This window comes from Vibrio sp. 10N.247.311.13 (genome assembly GCF_041467595.1).
Classification (GTDB): domain Bacteria; phylum Pseudomonadota; class Gammaproteobacteria; order Enterobacterales; family Vibrionaceae; genus Vibrio; species Vibrio crassostreae_C.
This window is the reverse complement of record NZ_JBFSUX010000004.1, coordinates 21,402-43,503: the sequence shown is the minus strand read 5'-3', so window position 1 is coordinate 43,503 and position 22,102 is coordinate 21,402. Positions and strand designations below refer to the sequence as shown.

Sequence of the window (22,102 nt, the reverse complement as noted above, 5' to 3'; positions counted from 1 at the left end):
TTAATTATTCATCAAAAAGCCAGCCGAACAAGGCTGGCTCTATCAGAACTAAACGCTCTAATTAATCTAAAAGTGAACGAACATAATCAGCGATTTCTTGGTTTTGGCAATGCTCAAAGAAGCATTGTTGGAAACGTTCGCTGCCAACCGCTGTTTTCACTAGATCTTGGTCGATAGCTCTCAGAGAATCAATAAAGTTATCTTTTACCACCGCAGCTTTCACTTCATTCAAAATTGCTGCATTACGTTGCTGTGGTTCTGCACGCTCTAGTGGATACCCATTACCACGCTCGCCTGTGAACGCTTTTTCAAAGATATAACGAATGTTGAGTTCACCTGCCCAGCCAAAGCCTTTAGCAAAAGCGAGAGCGAGAGCATTACCGTTGTTAATTTGGTTAAACAAGAAAGCATCTGATGGCTCTAGGCAGTAACCACAAACCACCCCCGGATGCAGGTTCAGTGACATCAAAGCACCTTGGCCAGTGCCACATCCTGTCACAACAAAGTCAACAGCCTTTGAGTTAATCAGAATGCTCGCCATAATACCTAGATGAATATACGTTAAGTGGTGATCGTTCTCGTCTGTCATTCCTAGGTTGAAGACATCGTGACCAAAACCACCAGCAACTGACTCTAGTTCAGCTGATACCATAGCATTTTTGCCTGCTTGACTGTTTTCCATCATTAAAGCGATTTTCATTTATCTTCTCCTGCAAGATTGCTGCAAACTCAAAATTTAGAATAAAAAACTAATTAGCGTGCTAACCAACCACCGTCAACAGCAATGGTATAGCCATTAATGTAATCCGATGCTGATGATGCTAAGAACACACAAGGACCTGCGATATCTTGCGGTTTACCCCAACGTTCAGCCGGAATACGCTCAAGAATCGCTTGATTACGCTCAGCATCTTCACGCAGAGCTTGAGTATTGTTCGTTTCCATATAACCGGGGGCTATCGCATTCACGTTGATATTATCGCGCGCCCATTCGTTCGCCATCGCACGTGTCACGCCCATCACAGCACTTTTTGAAGCCGTATAGGAAGGAACTCGAATGCCACCTTGGAATGAGAGCATCGATGCAATGTTAATGATCTTTCCGCCAGTACCTTGAGCCTTAAATTGCTTTGCAACAGCCTGAGACATAAAGAACACCGTCTTGGTGTTCACGTTCATTACGTCATCCCAATCTTGCTCTGAGAACTCAATAGCATCTTGGCGGCGAATAATTCCTGCATTGTTCACGAGAATGTCGACTTGGCCAAACTCAGCCAAAGTGCGCTCTATAACCCCTGGAATGCACGCTTGCTCGAGAAGATCAGCACTCACGTTTAGGAACGAATGACCTGCTGCACTCATTTTCTCAATAGTCTCTTCAGGCTCTGTTCGGTTAACACCGACAACCTTACAACCGGCTTCCGCTAGGCCTAATGCAATACCTTGCCCAAGCCCCGTGTTACAGCCCGTCACTATCGCTACTTTACCTTCCAGACTGAATGACTCTAAGATCATGCTCGCTTCCTCAATTACATTGGATTCATTGCGTATCGTTATTACCAATAATTAAATCATACAATAAGATGTAAATACGAGAGCGACGTTATAGAAGTTCGATCTTGCACCAAAATCAGTCGAACAAGTGAAACTGCACCACAAACTAAATGAATAGGGGAAAGTGATTTGAAGACGAGAAACCTATAACCCACTATGAACAATGAGTTCGAAGATCACCCAAACCAGATATTTTAGGGATTTGGCAACAATTCCATGATTTAAAAGAGTAAAAGGGTTATACATAATAATGTGTTATCTAAATTACTGAAATTATCATGACGCTCAAAGAGATCCTTAAAATTCCCAATGTCCGCTACTTCTTGATGTTTAGAAGCAGCTACTTTGCGCGTTTTTACTACCCTATATTCACACTACTTTATTTAGATTACGGGTTAACCCTGTCTCAATTCGCGATGCTCAATGTAGTTTGGGCGGCCACCATTGTGCTTGCTGAAGTACCGTCGGGTGCATTCGCCGATACCTTAGGCCGCAAGAAACTGGTGGTGCTGTCTTCGATTGTGATGTTTGTTGAGATCGCCATGATAGCGCTAGTGCCAACCGGAAACCCCGACTTGGTGTTCATTGTTTTTCTGATTAACCGGATTCTCAGTGGCTTAGCGATGGCACTGGCCAGCGGTGCTGACGAGGCATTGGCCTACGACACTTTAAAGGAACAAGGCAATGAAGAGTTGTGGCCGCGAGTGCTGCAAATCCAGCTTAGTGTCGCCTCAACCGTCGGTATCTTTGTCACGCTGATTGGTGCGGCGATGTACGATGTGAACTTTATGACGAACATCTTTCATTTCCTTGGGCTAGCCGAGCCAGAAAGCACTAAAGATCTGATGCGTATTCCCGTATTCGCCACCCTATTTGTAGCGATGATCGCCATCTATGCCGCGATTAATATGCGCGAAGATAAAAAGGTGATGCCAAGCGACCAAACCAAATTGGGAACCACCATCTCAAGTCTTAAATTGACGATCGATGCGGGTAAGTGGGTATTTGCTACGCCTTACGTGCTGTTCATCTTGCTCTACTACAGCCTATTCGAACACACCTCACGCATGTTCCTAACCATGAACAGCCAATACTATCTGGCCATTGATATTCCAATTATCTACTTCGGTTTTATTGGCGCGGGTATCAGTTTGCTTAAGATTATATTGGCAGGACAAAGCCGAAGATTAGCAGAGAGCATTGAGCCTAAAACCTTCATAGTGGTTATGGGATTGGCCAGCATGGCGACTTATTACTGGATCAGTTTGGGTTGGTCGATTTACGGGGTCATTCCGGCACTGGTATTAATCTTTATCATCATGACGATGAACATTTTCATCAGCTACCACCTGAATAAAAAAACCGAATCACACAACAGAGCCACCGTTCTTAGTTTCAAAGGTTTGATGTTTAACCTCGGATACGGTCTGATCGGTATCTTGTACGCTTACTACTATAAGTTGGTGTCTCAGGGCTACACCGAACAAGAAATAGAACAGAACCTTGCCTTCTTGGCCTCACTGTCTTCGTTTTTCTATTACTTCACCTTACTGTTCATTTCGATAAGCGCACTGTTCTATTTCAAGAACCGAAAAGAGCCCATTTTTTGAGGCGGCTAGCTGTATTGTGTTGAAGTTCAATGAGCTGCCCCTTCAAAGGTTAGCTCGCACAAAGTTCTGATTTACCCAAATAGACTATCGCCTGAAAATGGACGCTCAATAAACAAACAAGCCCCTTCTTCTATTGGTTAAATTTGTTAATATAATCATAATTTTATATAACACACGGAAGCGTCATGTCATTTAGTTGGATAGCCTTTACTCTTCTCGCAGCCTTCAGCCAATCTTGGCGCAATGCCTTTCAAAGCAAGTTAAGTGGCACCATGAGTGTTGCTGGTGTGACGCTGGCGCGTTTTATCTGGGCAGGCCCAATCGCCTTAATTTATCTGTGCGCCCTCTATCAATGGAAGCCAGTATCCACACCTGACTTTTCGGGTGAGTTTGTTTTCTACATTATTGCAGCAGCCATTATGCAGATCCTCGCGACGGGTTTAATGGTGATGTTATTTAAGCTCGAAAACTATGCGATAGGAGCAGGCTTAGCTAAGTGTGAAGCCCCCGTATCTGCTGTGCTATCCGTATTGTTTTTTGGTACTGCTTTAACACTAACAGGTTGGGTCGGCGTGCTTATCGGCACATTAGGCGTACTAATCATGAGTAGTTCTTCTGGTTGGAGAAGCTTATCTCCGAAAGTATTTTTGTTAGGTATGGCGTGTAGTACCGCTTTTGCTTTAACGTCTCTTTGGGTACGTGAAGCAAGCTTGAACATAGGGCTGCCCTTCCCTCACAGCGCTGCTTGGGTGCTGTTTTTGGTGATAACTCTTCAGACATGCATTATCTGTACGTATCTCTTTTTCAGAGAGCGAGACACGCTGCGCCAGATATTCAAGAAATCTAAACTGGTCGTAATGACAAGCCTAGCGAGTGTTATCGGTTCTCTGGGTTGGTTTAGCGCAATGTCACTTCAAGCCGTTCCGTACGTAAAGACGCTTGGGCAAGTCGAAGTGATCTTCATGGTGTTGATATCCTACTTCTGGTTAGGGCAAAGCATCGCACGCAAAGACATTCTTGCACTCATCTTACTCTCTATTGCAGCGGTATTGGTGATGTGGCAGTGACGATCTCGTTAATATGACTAGGACAAATTGAAGTCATATTGCGACCGTTTGTTTTCGCTTGATATAACGCTTTGTCGGCTCGGCTAATAAACCCATTCCAACTCTCATGCGGGTGAAGCTGAGCAACACCAAAACTCGATGTCAGAAACATCTCATGTTCTTGTACTGCTGATACCTCTGAAATAGATAATCGCAGCTTGCAGGCAATAGCCTGTGCTTGGAGAAAATTAAAATTGGGCAATAAAATCATTATCTCGTCTCCGCCAAAACGGAACGCGCTGGCTGTTGGCGATGTTTTTATCGCACTTTGAACCATTTCAGCAAAAGACTTGATCACGAGATCACCCACAATGTGTCCGTGTTGGTCATTGATCGACTTAAAATTATCAATATCCATCATAATGGCACTGACAGGTGCAGTCCCCGCCTGCTTCATGATGACTGGAACCATTTCATCTAATGCTCTGCGATTTCCAAGTGCCGTTAAAGGGTCACTGTAAGACAGGTCATGAATAGACCTAAGCAACCTTGCATTGATCAACCAAAGCATTGTAAAGCTCATCGATACGATAAGAACAATACTCACCAAAAAGGCAAGCTGATGAATGAGTGCAGCCGCCATGAAATCCTGTAGCTCAGCTGAAAATAGCGTCACCATTACTCGGAAAGCCATAAACCCGCCATATATCAAAAATGACAAGGCCATCATCCGAGTTGCTAAGGTCAAGTCATCACGTTGACCCTTCAATACCGCAAAGGCAGTGCAAATAGTCACAAAGGCCAAATAGAAACTAATGAGGATAATTCGAGCCTTGATGGAAGGTTCGTAGTACGTGAAATAAATAAAACATGGCAAAAGAGCCAGCATCATCAGAGTGCTGAGGTAGGTGCATTTTAGTGAGTATTCTCGGAATAAGCATAAGCTATACAAAGCGAGATGAAAGCCAAGCGCAATGACCATGTTAGCGCCAATAACAGTGATCCAATCAGGGAGTTCCCCCCTTAGGCTCAACATCAACGGCCCACTTCCGATAACAAATATTGAAATGGAAAAAATTGAAAGCCCTTTAATGGACTGTTGGGTAAATTGGAACAGCAACAAGCCAATGCAGTAAATGAAAGAGAACAAAATAATAATAAAATTAAGTGTTCTCATATCCAGCGAAAAACCATCCATGATTTTCTATCTTCCATACGCAACCAAATTTCAACATGGTCAATAATCATGCAAACCACAAAAACATTCACCATATGAATCTTTTCATTTTATAAAATAAGGGATAGATCACACATGCGGAGATTTTTATCGCATGAGTCCATGATATGGATAGGCATGTAACACTCGCCCCCATAGAGCTTTATCGCATCACTGAATCTACAGGCTTCTGCACTCGTTACTTGGTTGAATGACAACTGTCTGGCATTATGCGCCCAAGAAATCTCTAGGGCTGTTGACCTTAGTTATTACACAGCAAAGAATGAACGAAGGTAGTCAGTGGTAGAAAACAGCCAACAATTAAGTGACCGTTACGACGAACATGGTTACTTTGTTATCAGAAATTATTTCAATAAAGCTCAAATTGCATCGCTTAGAAAAGTCGTGCTGAAATTTCATGAATCATGGAAAGCAGACAACGAAGAATTCTATAAAGAAGAGGCATTTAACTCGTCTTTAATTACGGGAAGCGAGTATTTGCCTGCCGACGATAGAAGCGTGCTTTTCGACTTCATCAGCTCGAAACAAGTGATGGACGTGGTTGATGCGGTGATTCCGAACAAACCGGCATTCATGAATACACAGCTGTTCTTCAACCCAGTAAACCCGCAGCAAAAAGACTTCTGGCATCGTGACTGTCAATACGACTACGACATTGATGACCAGATGAAAGTCATCATGGAAACCCAGGTATTGCATCTGCGAGTGCCCCTTTTTGATGAGCCAGGTATGGAGCTTATCCCCGGCACGCACAAACGTTGGGATAACGAAGAAGAGTACAATGTTCGCCAAGAAGAAAACGGCAAAGTGAGCAGCGATGACATCTCTGGTGGTAAGCAGATACCGTTAGCCGCAGGTGACTTATTGGTGTTTTCAGCGGATATGATCCACCGAGGCCGATATGGCTTGGATCGTTTGGCTTTGGATATTTTGATCTTCGATTCGGCGGCAGACTATGTCGACTACGTTGATGACGACTGTTTACCGACGCCAGCTATTTTAAGCAATATTAGCGACCCAAGGTTGTTTATGAACACGCTACACTTAAAATCAATGCAGTACTCATAATCCATAAAGGTGCCCAAACTATGACTGACACTAAGCAAAATACCCGAATTAGCCAGTTCCGTTTCGGTCAGCCAAAAGAATCTCTCAAGTTAGAACATGTCGCTTTAGGGGTACTAGACAAAGATAAAGTTCGCGTACAAATTGAAGCGACTAACATCAACCCTAGTGATCTGTTGTCGATTTATGGTGTGGGCCAATACAAACATAGCCATCAGCCGCCGAGAGTACCGGGATTTGAAGCGGTAGGAAGGATTGTAGAATCCAGCAGTGCTAAGTTTATAGTGAATCAACGAGTGCTTGTGGCAACCAGTGGAACATGGCAGAACTATGTCGATGTATCACCAGATAATCTGTTCCAAATTCCTCAACATTTAGACAATGGCTACGCCTGTCAGTTGTACATTAATGCGCTAACCGCATGGGTGCTAACGACAGAAATAGCCAATCTGACCCAAGACGATGTGTTGATCATCAACGCGGGCAGTTCAGCCATCGGTAAGATCTTCTCCCAGTTATCAGCATCACTCGGCTTCAACATCATTGTCGTTACATCACAGCAGACACAATACCCTGCCACTTCCTGTTGGGTGATAGATGCGAACGCTGATCTAGTTTCTCAAATTAAGGCATTAGGCTTGCCTATGCCAACCGTTGCCTTTGATGCGATTGGCGGCTCACCCGGAACCGATCTTGTTCACACCCTTGGCAACAACGGGCGCTTTATCAACTATGGGACGCTGTCGTTGGATTTTTACGAGCCACGCTTCTTTGAGTACGCGAAAAACCAACACATCGATTTCAGCACCTTCTTCTTGCGTTATTGGGAGGAAGCAGAAGGTAAAGATGTTCGCCGTGATAAGTTCACGACCATGCTAGATCACTTCATCACAAACGACATTCAGCTCGACGTTGACCGCTATCTACCATTCGATGAAGTGCAAACCGCGATTGATCTCATTGAATCGAAAACCACACGCCTAGAGGGCAAGATCATCTTACTGCCACAGTAAGTGAGAGTTGGACGATATATACCTTGTTTATTTCAACAGGCAAGACGTTCAACAGCTTACAAGCGTGCTTGTTAATACACCATCGCTTAGGAAGTTTGATTAAAGAAATCGAAGATTGAAAAGATAGCGAAGAGTTGTGGTGCATTTCTCCATAACTTAAGTGGTTACGAGATGGTCATGAATCACATTTATTTGAAACATCAATTAGTTATATCATTATAAATATGATACTGATCACCCATAAGATAACCTCGATTCTATATGGTCGCGTCATACTTAAAACCACGATGTGAACATAATTATGAAAAGACACATACTATCAAGCGCCATCCTACTCTCTCTAGCCTTTCCCACCTTTGCAGCTGATGGCGATATACACGATGTCACGATACTGGGTACTTCAGATATCCACGGTCATTTTATGGCGTGGGATTACGCGGCAGATAAACTCAACACTCGTGGTAGCTTGAGCCAAATCGCGACCAAAGTTGGTGAGATCCGCAAAGAGCAATCTAACATTATCCTTGTCGACGCTGGCGATACCATCCAAGGCAACTTCGTAGAAACCTTCAAAGACGAGCCCGTTGATCCAATGATGCTTGGCTTTAATCACATGAAATACGATGTGTGGGTTTTAGGTAACCACGAATTCGACTTTGGCCTCAAAACCCTCAACAGGGCCGTTACCCAATTTAAAGGGCAGTCTCTCGGTGGCAACATCAAGAACAAAAACGGAAACCCATTCCTGCCTGGTTACACCATCCTAGAACGCGGTAGCATTAAGATCGGCGTGATCGGAATGGACACCCCAATGACGGAGGTCTTTGCGCAAGGTACCAACCGTTTAGAAGGCGTCACTTTCACTAATCCAACCTTGGAAGTGAAGAAAATCGTCAAAGAGATTGATGATAAAGTGGATGCCATCATATTGGTTGCCCATATGGGAATTGAGAACGAGAATGACATTGCCGACACCGGTGTCACCGACATTGCCAATGCAAACCCAGAGCTTGATGCCATCGTCGCTGGCCACATGCACACTCGCATCGATAAAGCCGTTGTAAATGGCGTTATTATTACTGAACCCGACAGATATGGCCGCGCCCTATCTCGTATCGATCTTCAATTTGAAGAGCGCGATGGCACATTCACTCTCGTCAACAAAGACAGCTTCACCTATAAAATTAAAGGTATCGACTCTGATGAGAATATGGACGAGTTATACCAGCCTTACCACAAACAACTCCGAGAAATGGCGAACAGACCTGTCGCTCAACTTACCGGCGTTGATTTAGTCCCAGAAAACGAAATCCGCGGTATCCCTCAAGTCCATGTTCAAGACACAGGCATCAGTGCGCTATTCCAAGAAGCGAGCTTCTTCTATGCACCCAAAGCCAATGTCATTGCACTTCAAATAGACAACGACAATGCAGAGCTCGATGTTGGCCCAATCAAAGCCAAAGACATCGCGTACAACTACCAATACGCAGGTGGCGAAATCACTGTCTATCAGATGACAGGCAAAGAGTTAAGAACCTACATGGAATGGTCTGCAGGCTACTTCAACTCAGTACAACCTGGCGATGTGACCTACAGCTTTAACCCTGAACGTAGAGCTTCAAAATATTCGACCAATGACTTCTTCGCGGGCGTGACTTATACCATCGACCTCACTCAACCTGCAGGTACCCGCATCACCAACCTCGCGTTTGCTGATGGCACACCGGTTACTGATCAAACAGAGATCCGTATTGGTATGAATAGCTATCGAATGGGTCATCTAACCAAGAAAGGCGGCGTGCTAGAAGGTGAATCATTCCCTGTACTCTTTGATACGGAAGCAGAGTATGGAGAAGAAGCAGGCACGATTCGTAACATGACTATCAAGTATCTTAAAGAAGAAAAGAACGGCCAGTATGAGGGTAAGCCTCAACAACGATGGGCACTTTCTGGTTTAGAGAGTCGTTACAATGAACAGCGTGAGATCGTAAAATCATTGATTAATGATAAAACCATATCAATCCCAACCAGTGACGATGGCCGCTACACAAACATCGCTTCTATCAACGTAAAAGAACTGATGTTCAAATCTGACGAAGCCAAACAAGCAGCCATAACCACACGCGAAAAGAAACTGGCGCAGGCGACTGAGCAAGAGAGTAAGCAAATCAAACGCGAAATCACTCTGATTGAAGCGCTCAATTAACCCCTGACCTCAACCAATAACGACTTAACGACGCTTAGAGCGTGGTTAGGTCGTTGATTACGGAAAGTTGAGTACGATCCATATTAATTGACGTTGAAAAATAGAAGTAAAAGCAGACTCTTTGACACACTCATTACTATTGTAAGCAAGTACTTTGCAACTTGAAGGCTACACCGCCTCCCCCCCTTTTAGTAAAACCCAATAAATCATATAGTTATCCACAGGTAGCCCCATTTCTTTATCTTGCCTTCCATCACATGCATGTTGATAATACGAAGAATCTCTCACATAAGGCGAGAGCTTCTTTATAGGTAATAATATGAATAACCCTGAATTGGTTTTCGCTATCGCTGCTTTGTTAGGTGCCTTAGCAAAATTAATCCTCGCAATAAAGTCCAAGTAACTAGATTTTCTTGGGCCTTACTAACCCTGATTGGCTTCAACCAATCGGGGGCGTTTTCTTTTAAAACGAATTGGAATTGGGAAAATTTTTAACATAGATATTTATTATCTATAAACAGCCCCAAAAGCCTCCTAGGTGACTCTAAGCTCCCACTTACACCTGTATTCCATCTCACACTGATCTATTCCCCTCTTTTTGCAGTACAAGTTATTAATAATTCGATATAAATCGCTCTATTGTTTGAAATTGTTGTCTACAGTTTTATAGAGCTTGTCGCTTCAATAATTGCCACAAGTAACGACACCTTTTGATGGTAAGTTTTGGTTATAAGGAAAGGAAATGGAAAGCCCAATTGTCACACTTACACATGCCAGCAAAAGCTTTGTTGATGGCAACGATACCCATCACGTGCTGGAAAATGTCGACTTCGCTTTGGCGACAAGCGCAAGCGTGGCTTTAACAGGGGCGAGTGGCAGTGGAAAGAGTACTTTACTCAACCTAATCGCGGGCTTTGAACCTCTAACTGGTGGCGAGTTGTGGCTCGATAACGAGAACACATCAGATTGGAGAGATCCACAGTGGAGCCGATTCCGCCATCAAAAACTAGGCGTGATCTTTCAACAGTTCAACTTACTAACCCCACTCAACGTAAAACAAAACATCGCCTTCCCGCTCCATTTGAATCAACAAAAATGGAGCGACTGGTGCGATTATTTAGTTGATGCATTGGGTATCAACGAGTTACTCGAAAGACACGTATCCGCCCTCTCTGGCGGTCAGCAACAACGAGTCGCAATAGCGCGCGCGCTAGCCCATAAACCCAAACTATTGCTTGCCGACGAACCCACAGGCAACCTCGACCACAAAGCAGGGTTAGAGGTTATGAAGCTGCTGAGTGAAATCACCACTCAAGGCAACACTGCGGTGCTTTTGGTTACGCACAGCCCAGAATGCGCCAGCTTTATGCAGACAAAATTGGTGTTAGACGATGGTTGTTTAAGGAACGTAGATCTAACCCCAAGAGCAGCAACGTTGTGAGTCATTCAATGAAGCAAACTGGCTTTGCTCAGAACCAGCTCACCCATACCAAACTGACTCTGAATCTATTCGCGGCGCACTATCGTCAATCACCATTGCAAGCCGCAGCGATTCTGATCGGCATTGTGTTAGCGGTCACCTTGTTTGTCGCAGTGCAAGCCATCAACCTCAATGCCAAGCGCAGTTATGCAGAATCGACCGAGCAACTTAGCGCTCAAGCGCAGAACCTTATCATTCCACCAGCAGGGCAAAACTATTTGCCGGAATCGCTCTACTTCAGCTTAAGACAAAGTGGATTAAGCGCAGCGCTACCTGTTATTGAAGGGCGAGTAAGAGACGAGCAAGGTCGACGTTGGTCAGTTCAAGGCAGTGAGTTGATCGCCGCCCTCACTTCAAGATCTCGTCACGCTCGCATCGACGAACAAAGCAACACTCAAACCAAAGAACCAAACATTTCCCTGTTCGACAATGCCTTACCTTTGCCGCAACTCTTAGCGGGTGAACCCATTGTGATGATGAGCCAGTCGCAACACCAGAACTTGGGAGGAGTAGACACACTCACTTTTGATGAAGTGCTCACTCAAGTGGTAGTGCTACCAGATGAATGGCAGCTAGGTAGCCGAATGTTGATGGATATTGGGTTCGCTCAGCAACTGCTTAACAAACAAGGGCAACTGAGCTACATCGCTATTTTTGACACTAAGAACGACACTAACAGCAATGCTCAGGATAAATGGCAAAGCCTTATTGGCGAGCAAGGGCAATGGATATCCAACAACCAAAGCACGGATCTCGGTTCAATTACCGATAGCTTTCACCTTAACCTCACCGCCATGAGTTTGTTGGCGTTTTTGGTTGGCCTGTTCATCGCTTACAACGGTGTGAAGTACAGTTTGCTGAAACGTAATCGGCTGTTGGTACAAATTCAACAAGCTGGGATTGCGCCAAGCATCGTATTTTCAGCTCTGTTAGTCGAGCTGACTGTTTTAGTCACACAGGGCGCGTCGCTTGGTTTCATTCTCGGCATTCAACTCAGCCATTGGCTACATCCCACCGTCGCAATAACGCTTGAGCAACTTTATGGTGCAACACTGCTTCCCGGCACATGGCAGTGGCAATGGTTAGTGCAGGCACTGCTACTCACGCTAGCCGCAACGCTTGTCGCGTGTTGGCAGTACTTTAAACAGCGAGTGCGACAACCCCTCTCTTCCCATGGCGGTTTCTATCAAGCGCCGGAAACGTCTAACGAAAATCAGCTGTTTGTTATCGGGTCAGTATTAACCATTGTCGCGTTAGCAGGGTTATGGCTGAGCGAACATCATCGCTTCACCATGGCATGGCTCGGTGTGTTAGTGGTATCGATTCCTTTGTACCTGCCCAAAACGCTAAGCGTGCTAGCGAACTGGAGCGAAAAACGCACCCAATCGGGGTTAATACAATATCTGTTTGCTGAGCTACGTGAACTTATTTCCCCTCTCTCCCTTGCCATGATGGCGTTGCTTCTCGCTGTCACCGCCAATATCGGAATGAATACCTTAGTCGGCAGCTTTGAATCCACGTTAAAGCAATGGCTTGAACAGCGCTTACATGCCGATATTTACGTTAGCCCTGCCCAAGGTGAAATCGCGAATGTCGAACGTGCGTTAGAGCAGTTTGAAAATGTTGAAACCGTTTATAAGCAATATTATGTCGACGATAACTTGCAGGGTTTACCGACTTTGCTCGGCACTAAAGACAAAGACACACTTGAGCAAACCATGGTGTTCCAATCCCACCTTGATGATTTCTGGACGCGCTTTTACCAAGGTGAATTCGTGGCAATCAGCGAACCTACGGCAGTGAAGCTCGGCTTGTCCCTTGGAAGCCGACTCAAGCTCGACGCGATCCAAGACAAAACACTCATCGTCGGGGCGATTTTCCACGATTACGGCTCACCGAATGGCGAAGTGTTACTTTCACCTAATTTATGGCTCGAAAACGGATTTACTGATTTACCCACCAGCTTGGGAATCAAAGTTTCTGGCGACCCACAAGTGGTGTACGAACAGCTACGCCAACAACTCAATCTGCACCCAAGTCAGCTTTACGATCAAGCACAGATCAAATCGATCGCTTTAGATATCTTCTCACAAACCTTTGCTATCACTCGGGCGCTTAATGGCGTCACTTTAATGGTGGCGGTGATAGGGTTGTTCTGCGCCTGTTTCATGTTGCTCGATGCACGCAAAGCCGCTATTGCAAGGTTGTACGCGCTCGGTGTTAGTCAGAAAAAATTGATGGCGATGGTGGTCGGGCAAATCGTTGTTCTGGTCGCCTTCACTCTGGTTATCGCCTTACCACTCGGCGCTATGGTCGGTTATGTGTTGACGGACATCGTTACCCTGCGCGCCTTTGGTTGGAGTTTAAATTATGTGTGGAATTGGAGTGATGCACTCAGCATCGCAGCCATCACCATTTTAGTGGCTGTGATTGCGACCTTGATCCCACTGTGGCGTTTGGTCAGTAAACCCGTGGTATCCAGCTTGCAAAGTGAGGTGTTGTGATGAATCGATCAATGAGAGTTTTCGTTCTCACACTTGGCATCTTACTCCTTTTAGGGTGTGAGGAGTCCACTCAACCATCAGCTCAAAATATGGGTTCGATACTCGGTACTGGAAAACAAACCGACGATGAAACACAAAAAGAGACTGATCAATTCACACCGGTAGTTAAAGGTATCGACATCGCCTTCCCTGCCGACCATCAAGCACATCCAGATTTTCGTCATGAATGGTGGTATTTAACCGCAAACTTAATTGATGAAGAAGACAATGTGTTAGGTGTGCAATGGACACAGTTCCGCTTTGCGGCTGCACCACATGAAAGTGGCAATAGCACCAAGGAAACTACGTGGCAAAGTCAGCAGATTTACATGGCGCACAGCGCTGTCACCACTAAAAATAAACACTATGCCGATGAAAAATGGTCACGTGACCAAGCTGAACTGGCGGGTGTAAGCGATTCGCCGTTTCGTGTTTACCTCGATGATTGGCAATGGACGTCGACGACCGATGACCTGTTCCCAGCTACATTGGTCGCTAACTCGGGTCAATTTGGATATTCGCTTAAGTTAACCAACAACGCGCCATATCAAAAGCAAGGCGAACAAGGCTACAGCACTAAAAGTAGCGATGGCAAAGTGGCTTCCTATTACTACAGCCAACCATTCATCAATGTATCGGGCGAGGTAACTATTGATGGCGTCACCCATCAAGTTTCCGGCAAAGGTTGGATAGACAGAGAATGGAGCTCGCAGTTTTTACTCGACTCGCAACAAGGTTGGGATTGGTTTGCGCTAAGGCTGAGTGATGAAACCAGCTTGGTGGTATTTCAACTTCGAAACTCAACTACAGGCAAAGCCAGCTATTCTCATGCGAGGTTGATGAATCAAGATGGCTCCGGCATCGCGATTAAGCAGCAAGACATCAGCTTAACCGCCATCAAGCAAACTAAAATCGACGGGCGTGACTACCCAACAGAGTGGCAAGTTTCGATTCCAAGCCAGCAAATAGAACTGACCGTCTCGGCACTCAATCCAAATGCCAAAATGCCGCTGTCGGTTCCTTATTGGGAAGGGCCAATTGAAATCAAAGGTTCTCATTCTGGGTCTGGCTATATGGAGTTGACTGGGTATTAGATTGTGTATTAATACAGGTGGAATCTAACAACAAATACATCGCGATAACCATCAACTAAAACACTTTCAACCAAAACCTCCACCACGGAGGTTTTTTGTTATTCCATATGTTCTATTTACCTTAACGCCTGTTGAAAAATATCTAATTTAACCAAACACTGGGCTCCCCTAAAATACCAATCAAATGGTTAGAGGAGATAGAACATGCTTAGCTCAGTGCACAATGACGAACTCAACAGATACATCGAGAAACTAGACTTAAACCTTACCAAGGATCAGGTTCGTGAACTTGGTTGGCAGCAAAGTAATGAAGAGGTAGGAAAAGAAAAAACAGTATTAGGCTCGTGGTTTTTCTTTTCTTTCTTTGGCTTATGTACGTCTGCATGTCTTGCGCTGCTAATGTATATCTCATGAAGATAAACAAAACAATGACCACGTATAACCAGCATGGAACCTTCAATTGGTTCGAGGTCGACGGAGAAACGTACATACTGTTCAAAGTGGGCAGCAACAGTGCTCTATTGAACCAACACTATGAGGATGTCACCGAACAACAGAGCGAAATATATGGGCTGTTAGGGGCGATTCCATAAGCTCATACTGCACGTATTCACTTATGGTCTATCTATTCACTTGTGGTCTATCTACGCACTAACTAGCGCAAACATCCGTTCTTTTGGCAACAAGACCGAGCTACAACAAACGGTTCTTATACTGCTCTGGCGTTTGGTTCGCGTAACGTTTGAACATGGTGATAAATGGGCTTGCTTGGTTATAACCCAATGTAAGAGCGACCTCTTTAACCGATTGGCCGTTTCTCAACAAGTCCATTGAGTATAGGTAGCGCACTCGCAGTCGCCACTCGGTAAAGCTCATTCCAAGCTCGGTCTGGCAGTGGCGAGAAAGGGTTCTTTCCGTGGTGTGGACACGTTCAGCCCAATCTTTCAGCGTCACTTCATCGGTTGGGTTCTCTTCAACAGAAGCCAATATAGGCGCTAGATACTTATTATCGGTTGAAGGCAAGAAGTGGTGTTCAACCTCACGCTGCGCAAGTTGGTCAAGCAGTACCTGAACGAGCCTTTGGTCTTGCTCGGTTTCCGCAACATTGATCCCACGATCGCGAAAATCATCGATAATAGAAGACACAATCGGCGTGATCTTTATAAGGCTGGTTTTATCTGGCAGGTGTTGCGTGAGTTCTGGGGCGATATTTAGTGAACAGTAGTCCAAAGGCTTACGGTTATAACTGCAATGCATCACCCCGGCCGGTACCCAAATCGCTAGATGTGGTGGCGCTAGAAATCGAGTGCTTTCCGCTTCCATCTCTAATATACCACCACTGATCAATTGAACCTGTCCCCATGAGTGGCTATGAACTCGGGTTTCAGTGTTCGAAAGAAACGCTTCAAAATTCATAAATACGTTGGATGGTGCCTTATCAATTAATAAGGATGGATGAAGGTTTCTGGAGTGTTTTTTCAAACTTGTCTTCCTATCGCGCTTAATGTCTTTATAAAGATACTTGTAAGTATAACGACCTGTCAAACTAGCCGCATCAACTCATTCGCCACGGAATTCACATGCATTACCTATTACCATTTTTTACAGTCTGTATCTGGGGCGCCAATGCAATCGTCAACAAGCTTGCTGCAAGCACCATAGAACCTAGCGCAATGAGTTTTTACCGCTGGTTTTTTGCGATGTTAATTCTCACGCCTTTCTGTATTCGCCCAGTGATGAAGCAGTGGGCTGTCATTAAGCCAAACTTATCTAAATTAGCGTTCCTCGGCTTTTTGGGCATGGTGTTGAACCAATCTCTAGGTTACTACGCAGGCTTAACCACAACCGCCTCTAACATGGCATTAATCACTTCTTTGGTTCCATTGGTCAGTGTATTTTTAAGCGTCCCTTTGCTGCACAAGTCGATTTCTAGTTTGAGTATTGTTGGCGGTGTGTTGTCACTATCAGGCTTAGCCCTGATGTTAGGCAAAGGCGATCCGTTATTCTTCATGCATCAAGAATTGACTCAAGGCGATGGCTATATGCTAATTGCAGCCTTTGTTTATGCTTCTTACTGTGTACTACTGAAACGCTGGAAAATGCCAATCAGTAGCTGGGTGGTGATATACATTCAGGGTCTGTTTGCTGTCGCGATGCTTACGCCACTTTGGCTTACCAGCGAACAACTTTTACCACCGCAACAAGCGCTCCCATTGATAGCTTACGCAGCGGTTGCCGCTTCGATTTTAGCGCCTTGGATGTGGGTGAAAGCGATTGACACCATTGGTGCTGACTCAAGCGCGATGTTCATGAACTTGCTTCCGGTTGTAGCGATCGTATTAGCCGCGACATGGCTTGGCGAAGAGATTAACCAGTTCCACATCATTGGTGGTGTGATGGTGATTTCAGGTGTCATCCTTGCTCAAATCAGAAGAAAACCAAGGCTTGAGGCTCCTCTCCCTCAACAAAGCTAAACGCATTACCCAACGCTCACATTAGGGTAAAAATTCAAACTCACGTTTCACACAGCAAATGAGAGTGGCTACTGTAATCCATACTATGATGAGCCCTTACAGCAAGCGAGTAAAACGGAAGATTAGTCTAAACGCTTTACTTTATATCAGCACGATGAGTCGTTGCTCAACTATTCTTCAGCAGTTATACCTTTATATCATTACAATCACACACGATTAGTGCGAAATACACTAAAAGGCTTCCCAAACAATAATCCGAAAGGAAATATCTACGCGAAGGATCTATACTTTTTAAAACAGTAAAAGTGAGCTGATAAGAAAACAATAATCACTACCACTTTAGTGGTATCTGAGATACAGCCACTTTAACTAAACCAAATCAACAGCGGTTGGTTGGCTAACACAAAAAAGTACCGACATGAGTACCACACGGCTTAGAAACACCTAGCATTACGCTAGGTGTTTTTTTTGCAATCGACCTATCTAGTGACTTAATCAGTATTTCTATTCTCTTGCTTGATATCACTTCATCCATGTTTGCCATTCGCCTGATACGCCTTTAAGTACCAATATTCATCAACTGATCATCTGTTTGAAAAAAATAGTCTTAACCATGAGATTATCCGCTTTAACTTATGTCATCTTAAGTATATTGTTACTAGCAAGTAACAAGCATGTTACGCAGCAAAATAATAATGAAGGAAGATAGATGAGCAGTAGCAATAGCCGACAAGATGGTAAACGAGACGTTACTCTGCGTTTTTTAGCTGAACCCGGAGATGTGAACTTTGGTGGTAAAGTTCATGGTGGTGCAGCAATGAAGTGGATCGATTTAGCAGCCTACGCTTGTTCCGCAGGTTGGAGCGGTAAATACTGTATAACAGCCTATGCAGGCGGAATTCGATTCGTTGCCCCAATTCATGTAGGCAACCTTGTGGAAGTAAGTGCAAAGGTCATTTACACAGGTTCATCTTCAATGCATATCGCTATCGACGTGCAAGCAAGCGACCCTAAAGAGCTCAATAACCGCCTAACAACTCACTGTATCGTTATTATGGTCGCTGTCGATGAGAATGGTAATCCGACTAAAGTGCCAGAGTGGATACCAGAGACGCCAGAAGACATCGAATTACGAGATTCGGCTATTCGCCTAATGAACATGCGAAAACAGATTGGTGAAGAGATGGAAGCTCACGTGAAGTACCTTAAGTAAGGTCCACCAGCTGCCCTCCCCCTACAAAACCTTATTACAATGCCAAGCGCCTGCTTGGCATTGATCTATTTGATACCTTCGTGCTCTACACAGCCAAATCCGCTGCACACCCAATACAGACGATAAGAGCGTGATACCCAGCCAAAGGTTGAAATGAATCGGCACTTGTTCACTGATTTATTTTGACTGTAATAAAGTCGTCATTTTGCTCTGATTAAATACCGCCAATCATAATAGATGCATTTGAATTTCTTGGAGCCACTCTTGAGCGTCATACGCCCCACTCTTAGCGAGTCTACACTGAACAATTTAAAGGCTGTTGAGTACCAATGGGTTAGAACTTTGTACGTCGAAGGCTACGACAGCAATGAAATCAACCACTATATCCAAACGTGTTTCGGTGGAGATCCGACATTTGCCGATCTATTTCGTCGCGTGGCACTCGATCAAGAAAGCATCTATGTGCTATTGCAACACTTAGGTTGTGCTCCTTCTAGTAAAGAGTTCTAACTTCTAAGTCCCACCAAAAACCAGAAGCATAAATAAACCCACCTCCATAACCCTCATGAATGTCACTTGAATATTCTGTAACTACCTCTCGCTTACCCATACATTTTCAGTGCAATTTCAGGTTTTGTTGCATACAAATCATTGAAGTATCACGCATTGGAATATTCACAACATATCAATAGTACAACAGCCACTTATACTGAGTGTCTGATTTGTGAGACTAGTTCATTTCTACAAGTAACCAAAATGAAGTGGTCGGTATTTAGGAGAGAAGTAACTCGAAACTTTGGGTTTTAAAGTAGATATGAGCGCGATAGTTAACGAGTAACGCTGACACAAAAAACAAAAAGTAGCAGGCATAAAAAAACCCAAGTAAATACCTGGGTTAGAGTTACAAAAACCACTAATCATTAATAGCGTAAGGAACCTGATTAGTAGCCAGCTATGCGTAACCTGAGGGTTATTTTTATTACTGATCGGCGGCCAAACCAAATGATGTAATAAAAATGCCAATATAGAGCGACCTAACGGTCGCTCTTTTTCTTTCTTATAGAGTACAGCTTATCCTTTTACACCACCTGCCGTCAAACCACCAACTAACCAACGTTGAGCAAGTAAGAACACGATAGTAATCGGAAGTGCTGATAGTACAGCCGCTGCCGCAAAGTCACCCCATAGGTAGTTCTGAGGGTATAGGTACTGCTGCATACCTACTGCTAGCGTGTAAGAGTTCACATCTGTAAGTAGGATAGACGCTACTGGCACCTCACCCACTGTCGCGATGAAAGATAGGATAAACACAACCGCTAGGATTGGCACAGACAGCGGTAGTAGAACCAGTCTGAATGCTTGCCAAGGCGTTGCACCATCAAGGGCTGCTGCCTCTTCCAGAGAGTTATCAATCGTCTCAAAGTAACCCTTAATCGTCCATACGTGCAGTGCAATACCACCTAGGTAAGAGAAGATTAGACCACCGTGTGTGTTCAAGCCTAAGAACGGAATGTATTGACCAAGTTTGTCAAACAGCGCGTAGATTGCTACTAGAGCCAATACTGCTGGGAACATTTGGAAAATCATCATCGCTTTCAGGATTGTGTTCTTACCTTTAAAGCGCATACGAGCAAACGCGTAAGCCGATGTCGTAGACAGTGTCACAATCAGAATCGATGTGATACCTGCAACCTTCACTGAGTTCCATAACCAAGTTAGCACAGGGAACGGAGGTGACGTTACCGAGCCATCTGCGTTCGTTACTGACATACCCAATGCTAACTTCCAGTGTTCCAATGATGGGTTATCTGGAATCAAACTACCGGTTGCGAAGTTACCTTCACGGAACGAGATCGCGATGATCATCAGTAGTGGGAAGATAATCATTGCCAAGAAGCACCACAACACTGCATGCGTTGCCCACACTCGGTATTTAAGGCCTTTACCTTGTACCATAGCCATTGTCGTGCTCCTTAATCTTGAGACAGTTTAGTGAAACGAAGGTTTAGTAACGCTAGTGCACCAACCAATAGGAAGATAAGCGTTGCGATAGCACTTGCTAGACCGAAGTCTTGACCGCCGCCGCCTTCGAATGCAATTCGGTACGTGTAGCTTACAAGCAAGTCTGTGTAACCCGCTGGCTCAGAAGTACCAATCATGTTCGGGCCACCGTTCGTCAATAGTTGAATCATTACGAAGTTGTTGAAGTTAAAGGCAAACGCTGCAATCAATAGCGGTGTAAGCGGTTTAATCATCAATGGGAACGTAATGCGCTTGAAGTTATCAAGGAAGTTCGCACCATCGATTGCTGACGCTTCGTATAAATCATCAGGAATCGCTTTAAGCAGACCCATACATAGAATCATCATGTAAGGGAAACCTAGCCATGTGTTAACCATCAACACCATGGTTTTCGCTAAGATAGGGTCTGAGAACCAGTTCGGGCTTAAGCCGAAGATATTCTCGAGCACCATGTTGATCTCACCAAAGCTTTGGTTGAATAGACCCTTAAAGATAAGAATCGAGATAAACGCGGGTACGGCGTAAGGCAGAATCAGTAGAACACGATAAATAGAACGACCTTTCAACTCTTCCCATTGCACGATGTTAGCCAATACAAGGCCGATAACTAGCGTGAACGCTACGGTACATACCGAGAAGATAACCGTCCAAATAAAGATGCTGATAAACGGTTCTTTAATGCCGTCATCTTTCCATACACGCTCAAAGTTATGCGTACCAATGCTAACCACGAAACCTGGAGAGATGGTATTACCCGTAAACTCACCATTTGCATCAACAGGCTGGTAGAAACCCACATCCATATTTGGCTTGAGAACTTCACCCGTTTCATTGTTGATTAACGTTTCTTCATCGTCTTGTAGCGTGTAAAGCGGAGCAACAGAAGCAAACTTACGTAAGCCACTCATGCGGATGTCACCACCGTCAGGTAGATTGAAATCAACACCACTGATTGCTGCTCGGTTTTGGATGATCGCTTTGATCTTCTCTTTTTCACCTTGCGCAGACTCGATTACAGATAGGTCCATCTCTGTTTCTGTCATATTGTCTAGAGAAAATACGTCAGTCGCTAACAGTTGATCGCCATCTTTTACAACGATCTGGTGACCGTCATCTGTCTTGTACAAAGTAAATGGGTAGCTCTCACCGCTTTGGAAAGAACGGTCTAAAAGAACGGTTTGAGTACGCTCTAGAGAAAGCTGGTTTTTCGCGCTGTAGTTAGTAAACGCAAGCCCTACGGTGTATGCCAATGGGAAAAGAATGAACAAGATCATTCCGGCAATACCTGGGTAAATATAACGGTGGGCGTAAGTTTTTTTACTACCAAAAATGTAAAGTGCCAAAGCCGTTAAGATCACTGTAAGCAGCGCAAAAGCGAGCTCACCGCGAGAATACATTAGAATTGTAGCGTAGCCGTTTATTAAGCCAACGCTACCAAGCAACCCCCATTTGATGAAGACGCTTTTACTGCCTGGAAGGCTTGATGGTGCTGGGATAGCATCTGTACCTTGAACTGACTGCATAGAGGAACCTGCTAGCGATATA

19 protein-coding genes and 1 pseudogene are annotated in these 22,102 nt (G+C 44.6%); 14 read left to right on the top strand and 6 right to left on the bottom strand.

The genetic code is table 11. The features are described from left to right. Positions 1–61: 61 nt before the first annotated feature. Both AB6E52_RS02900 and kduD read right to left on the bottom strand, forming a co-directional pair. On the bottom strand, positions 62–700 hold the full coding sequence (locus AB6E52_RS02900) for an RpiB/LacA/LacB family sugar-phosphate isomerase (RefSeq protein WP_017067927.1): 639 nt from the start codon (positions 698–700) through the stop codon (positions 62–64). 53 nt (positions 701–753) lie between these two features. Next, on the bottom strand, positions 754–1,515 hold the full coding sequence (gene kduD / locus AB6E52_RS02895) for a 2-dehydro-3-deoxy-D-gluconate 5-dehydrogenase KduD (protein ID WP_017067926.1): 762 nt from the start codon (positions 1,513–1,515) through the stop codon (positions 754–756). A 317-nt stretch (positions 1,516–1,832) separates the two neighbouring features. Between kduD and AB6E52_RS02890 the strand changes: the two genes are divergently transcribed. Together AB6E52_RS02890 and AB6E52_RS02885 are read left to right on the top strand one after the other, a co-directional pair. Beyond that, positions 1,833–3,164, top strand: a complete 1,332-nt coding sequence (locus tag AB6E52_RS02890) for an MFS transporter (RefSeq protein WP_102321301.1) — start codon at positions 1,833–1,835, stop codon at positions 3,162–3,164. Positions 3,165–3,349: 185 nt separating this feature from the next. Continuing rightward, positions 3,350–4,231, top strand: coding sequence for a DMT family transporter (locus tag AB6E52_RS02885; RefSeq protein ID WP_102321300.1), 882 nt, complete (start codon positions 3,350–3,352; stop codon positions 4,229–4,231). Here AB6E52_RS02885 and AB6E52_RS02880 read toward each other — a convergent pair. After that, entirely contained in the window at positions 4,200–5,408 is a 1,209-nt protein-coding gene (locus tag AB6E52_RS02880) for a GGDEF domain-containing protein (protein ID WP_102321299.1), read from the bottom strand. The two genes, AB6E52_RS02885 and AB6E52_RS02880, sit on opposite strands and share 32 nt — an antisense overlap. A gap of 318 nt (positions 5,409–5,726) precedes the next feature. Here AB6E52_RS02880 and AB6E52_RS02875 point away from each other — a divergent pair, with 318 nt between their 5' ends. The 8 genes from AB6E52_RS02875 to AB6E52_RS02840 all read left to right on the top strand — a co-directional run bounded on the left by AB6E52_RS02875 (position 5,727) and on the right by AB6E52_RS02840 (position 15,441). Next, a complete protein-coding gene (locus AB6E52_RS02875; protein ID WP_102321298.1) occupies positions 5,727–6,515 on the top strand; it encodes a phytanoyl-CoA dioxygenase family protein in 789 nt (262 codons plus the stop codon). A gap of 20 nt (positions 6,516–6,535) precedes the next feature. Further along, positions 6,536–7,525 (top strand): zinc-dependent alcohol dehydrogenase family protein, encoded by a 990-nt coding sequence (locus tag AB6E52_RS02870; protein WP_102321297.1) that lies wholly within the window; start codon positions 6,536–6,538, stop codon positions 7,523–7,525. A 301-nt stretch (positions 7,526–7,826) separates the two neighbouring features. Continuing rightward, positions 7,827–9,731, top strand: coding sequence for a bifunctional UDP-sugar hydrolase/5'-nucleotidase (locus tag AB6E52_RS02865; protein ID WP_102321296.1), 1,905 nt, complete (start codon positions 7,827–7,829; stop codon positions 9,729–9,731). Between the two features lie 742 nt (positions 9,732–10,473). Next, entirely contained in the window at positions 10,474–11,172 is a 699-nt protein-coding gene (locus AB6E52_RS02860; RefSeq protein WP_102321294.1) for an ABC transporter ATP-binding protein, read from the top strand. 8 nt (positions 11,173–11,180) lie between these two features. After that, positions 11,181–13,715: an ABC transporter permease gene (locus AB6E52_RS02855; RefSeq protein ID WP_102321293.1), complete on the top strand. Its 2,535-nt coding sequence runs from the start codon at positions 11,181–11,183 to the stop codon at positions 13,713–13,715. Next, complete coding sequence (locus AB6E52_RS02850; protein WP_102321292.1) at positions 13,715–14,848, top strand: lipocalin-like domain-containing protein; 1,134 nt, start codon at positions 13,715–13,717, stop codon at positions 14,846–14,848. The genes AB6E52_RS02855 and AB6E52_RS02850 overlap by 1 nt, the downstream gene beginning before the upstream one ends. Positions 14,849–15,052: 204 nt before the next feature. After that, on the top strand, positions 15,053–15,262 hold the full coding sequence (locus AB6E52_RS02845; protein ID WP_048609786.1) for a hypothetical protein: 210 nt from the start codon (positions 15,053–15,055) through the stop codon (positions 15,260–15,262). After that, complete coding sequence (locus AB6E52_RS02840) at positions 15,259–15,441, top strand: hypothetical protein (RefSeq protein ID WP_017060054.1); 183 nt, start codon at positions 15,259–15,261, stop codon at positions 15,439–15,441. The genes AB6E52_RS02845 and AB6E52_RS02840 overlap by 4 nt, the downstream gene beginning before the upstream one ends. Before the next feature lie 100 nt (positions 15,442–15,541). Here AB6E52_RS02840 and AB6E52_RS02835 read toward each other — a convergent pair whose 3' ends face one another. After that, positions 15,542–16,330 (bottom strand): helix-turn-helix domain-containing protein, encoded by a 789-nt coding sequence (locus tag AB6E52_RS02835; protein WP_029235520.1) that lies wholly within the window; start codon positions 16,328–16,330, stop codon positions 15,542–15,544. A 98-nt stretch (positions 16,331–16,428) separates the two neighbouring features. Between AB6E52_RS02835 and AB6E52_RS02830 the strand changes: the two genes are divergently transcribed. The 4 genes and pseudogenes from AB6E52_RS02830 to AB6E52_RS02815 all read left to right on the top strand — a co-directional run bounded on the left by AB6E52_RS02830 (position 16,429) and on the right by AB6E52_RS02815 (position 19,045). After that, positions 16,429–17,322: a DMT family transporter gene (locus AB6E52_RS02830; RefSeq protein ID WP_017065645.1), complete on the top strand. Its 894-nt coding sequence runs from the start codon at positions 16,429–16,431 to the stop codon at positions 17,320–17,322. Between the two features lie 48 nt (positions 17,323–17,370). After that, positions 17,371–17,625: pseudogene (locus AB6E52_RS02825) on the top strand (peptide ABC transporter substrate-binding protein); the annotation flags it as partial. 406 nt (positions 17,626–18,031) lie between these two features. Continuing rightward, positions 18,032–18,535 carry an acyl-CoA thioesterase gene (locus AB6E52_RS02820; RefSeq protein WP_019822926.1) on the top strand — a complete coding sequence of 168 codons (504 nt, stop codon included), beginning with the start codon at positions 18,032–18,034 and terminating at the stop codon, positions 18,533–18,535. 237 nt (positions 18,536–18,772) lie between these two features. Next, complete coding sequence (locus tag AB6E52_RS02815; RefSeq protein WP_019822928.1) at positions 18,773–19,045, top strand: hypothetical protein; 273 nt, start codon at positions 18,773–18,775, stop codon at positions 19,043–19,045. 561 nt (positions 19,046–19,606) lie between these two features. Here the strand turns inward: AB6E52_RS02815 and malG are convergent. Together malG and malF are read right to left on the bottom strand one after the other, a co-directional pair. Next, entirely contained in the window at positions 19,607–20,497 is an 891-nt protein-coding gene (gene malG / locus AB6E52_RS02810; protein ID WP_017060050.1) for a maltose ABC transporter permease MalG, read from the bottom strand. Between the two features lie 11 nt (positions 20,498–20,508). After that, complete coding sequence (malF, locus tag AB6E52_RS02805; RefSeq protein WP_017060049.1) at positions 20,509–22,080, bottom strand: maltose ABC transporter permease MalF; 1,572 nt, start codon at positions 22,078–22,080, stop codon at positions 20,509–20,511. Positions 22,081–22,102: the final 22 nt, after the last annotated feature.